At 41.9% G+C, this 2388-nt stretch carries 2 protein-coding genes and 1 pseudogene; 1 reads left to right on the plus strand and 2 read right to left on the minus strand.

Annotation, left to right across the window (positions count from 1 at the left end; genetic code table 11):
* Positions 1 to 224 precede the first annotated feature (224 nt).
* Both RHS_RS29175 and RHS_RS29180 read right to left on the minus strand, forming a co-directional pair.
* Complete coding sequence (locus tag RHS_RS29175) at positions 225 to 1013, minus strand: ATP-binding protein (protein ID WP_070042770.1); 789 nt, start codon at positions 1011 to 1013, stop codon at positions 225 to 227.
* 204 nt (positions 1014 to 1217) lie between these two features.
* Positions 1218 to 1811 (minus strand): recombinase family protein, encoded by a 594-nt coding sequence (locus tag RHS_RS29180; protein WP_027295573.1) that lies wholly within the window; start codon positions 1809 to 1811, stop codon positions 1218 to 1220.
* Positions 1812 to 1970: 159 nt separating this feature from the next.
* Here RHS_RS29180 and RHS_RS29185 point away from each other — a divergent pair.
* Positions 1971 to 2388, plus strand: a pseudogene (locus tag RHS_RS29185) (DUF885 domain-containing protein); the annotation flags it as partial.

The raw sequence follows: 2388 nt of genomic DNA on the forward strand, positions 1-2388 counted from the left end.
CAGCCACTTGCCTTTTCCATGTTCGGTGCACCACTCAGAAGCCATCTTCCATCTATACTCACACTTCCCTCTCAGCATCCGGGAATTCTCTGTAATGCCTGCATCCGATGTACTCTCTTCGTCATTGCGTTTGTCTATATGTAGTTAGGCTATCACAATGAATGTTGGATGTCAAGTATGAAAGGAAAATATTCTGGGCAGGTATATGAAGTATTTTTCCCCTTCTAATATACTTCCAGCTTCAAAGTAACTCTATACGGGTCTGCATTTGCTTCAAATACCGGTTTGGGCCAGTTCTGGGTTTTCCAGGCATCGTAGATTCTGCCCATGCCGCTTCCTGCCCGGTCTCCTACTCCAATCATGTTGAAAAGCTTGAATATTGTTGGATTCCTGGGGTCGCTGATTCCGCCTGCAAGTATTTCTTCTTTTGGAATCAGAAGCCTGCCCGGATTTGATATGGTAAGGAGATTTTCTTTTTTTCTGATAACAATGCCTTGCCGCCCATAATAATCAGCATGAATCACGGCATTGCTTACCGCTTCTTTCAATGCACTAACCACCAGATCTTTTCCAACCTCATTTTTCATTTTGTTTACTGCAAATTCATGATCTCCATGAGCAACCAGTCTGCCTATTACGTTATTGTAATATTCAAAAATATTTCCATTAAAAGATCCGTCATCCGAGGTCATACGATAATTCCAGCCCAGCTTTACACCTTGCAGCTCCTCTCTGTAATCCAGAAAGTAATTTGGAAACTCTTCCCTTATGCAGGATTCTTTCCCAAACATCAGAAGACCGGCTATAGTGGGAACAAGCTTATCTTTTCTTCCTCTTTTTAAAACAGACAGCTTAATCAGAAATTCCGGCATCAAAAGCTTCAGGACAGGCGCCTCCGGCGTTTTCCCCTTCATAAAGCTTCGATATCTTTCAATTGTTTCCATACAAAGCGCTGAAATATCCATTTTTTCCATTACTACATCATCATATGGCATTTTTCTACCTTCCATCATTTCATACCCATCCTTTATTTTTCTTTATTCCAATTTCCGGATAAATAATCAGACTTTTATTACCAACCGTGGTAAAATTTTTCTGGGCATGGAATTTTCTTTCTTCGGGCCCAAAAGTAGTCTAAAATGCAATTACCGCTAAATTTACTATCTATGTATATTTCAGAATGAACTGGATAAAAAAGTCTACATTATTCGCCAAATTTATGATTGTACCGAGTTAATCCACTTAAAGAACGTGTTATGTGAGACTGCAAGCTGACGTGCCGCTTCCCTGCCGCTGATCTCTCCTACTTCCCATCTGGACCGGATGAGATGAAACTCCGGGGGAATATCCTTACAGGGACGCCCGAACTGTACACCGCGGATTTTTGCAGCCTCAATTCCCTCTGCCTGTCTCTGCCTGATATTTTCCCGCTCTGTCTGGGCGACGTATGATAAAAGCTGCAGCACCATATCTGCGATAAAGGTTCCCATCAGATCTTTGCCTTTCCGCGTATCCAGCAGAGGCATGTCCAGAACGAGCACATCTGCCCCTTTATTTTTTGTAATCACACGCCACTGGTCAATAATCTCCTGATAATTCCTTCCCAGCCGGTCTATGGACTTAATTACAATCAGATCTCCCGGCTTAATCCTTTTTAATAATTTTCTGTACTGGGGGCGGTTGAAGTCCTTGCCGCTCAGCTTATCCATATAGATATCAGCATCCCGGACTCCCCATCTGGACAGCGCAATCATCTGTCTGTCCTCATTTTGTTCTTTTGTAGATACTCTTACGTAACCATATTTTTTCATAATTACCTCCTTATTGCGTACGAACAGTCTTTCTTCGGCTTACCCAGTTATATACGTATATCCTTTATCATCTCCTTCTTTTTTCGTATCCCTAATGGTAATTTTTGCATGTCTTCCTGCATATCTTTACACTAAAGACCCTATTGTCAGGTGAACCCTATGCGTAAAATCAACCCCGCGTCTCTTCTTCGCTTCCTGCTGATTCCGGCTTCCCTGTTACTGCTGATTTCTATCGGCATTTACATCAACAGCTCTTTCCATCATCAGGAAAACCGCAAATTCACAGATTTTACCCACAACATGTTTGTGGATGAAGTCACCTCCAACACGTTGAATCTTCATTATACCCTGTCGGACCCAAAGTCTTTCGGGATTGATGATTACATGGTAACACTTGGAGCCGCTGATGAAGAATCTCTCGCTGCATCTACCGCTGTCCTGGAAAATTATCAGGAAGCACTGAATCAGATTTCTTATAAGAAACTGTCTAAAAATAATCAGCTTACTTATGACATTCTTGCATACTACCTGAAGAACCAAAATAATGGAAAGGATTTTTCTCTGTATGCAGAGCCTC

Origin of the sequence: Robinsoniella sp. RHS, from assembly GCF_001029355.1 — a bacterium.
Classification (GTDB): Bacteria; Bacillota; Clostridia; order Lachnospirales; family Lachnospiraceae; genus Robinsoniella; species Robinsoniella peoriensis.

Bases quoted from the DNA above. Each gene is read 5' to 3' on its own strand.
- RHS_RS29175 (WP_070042770.1), bottom strand. From the start codon at position 1,013: ATGATGGAAGGTAGAAAAATGCCATATGATGATGTAGTAATGGAAAAA.
- RHS_RS29180 (WP_027295573.1), bottom strand. From the start codon at position 1,811: ATGAAAAAATATGGTTACGTAAGAGTATCTACAAAAGAACAAAATGAG.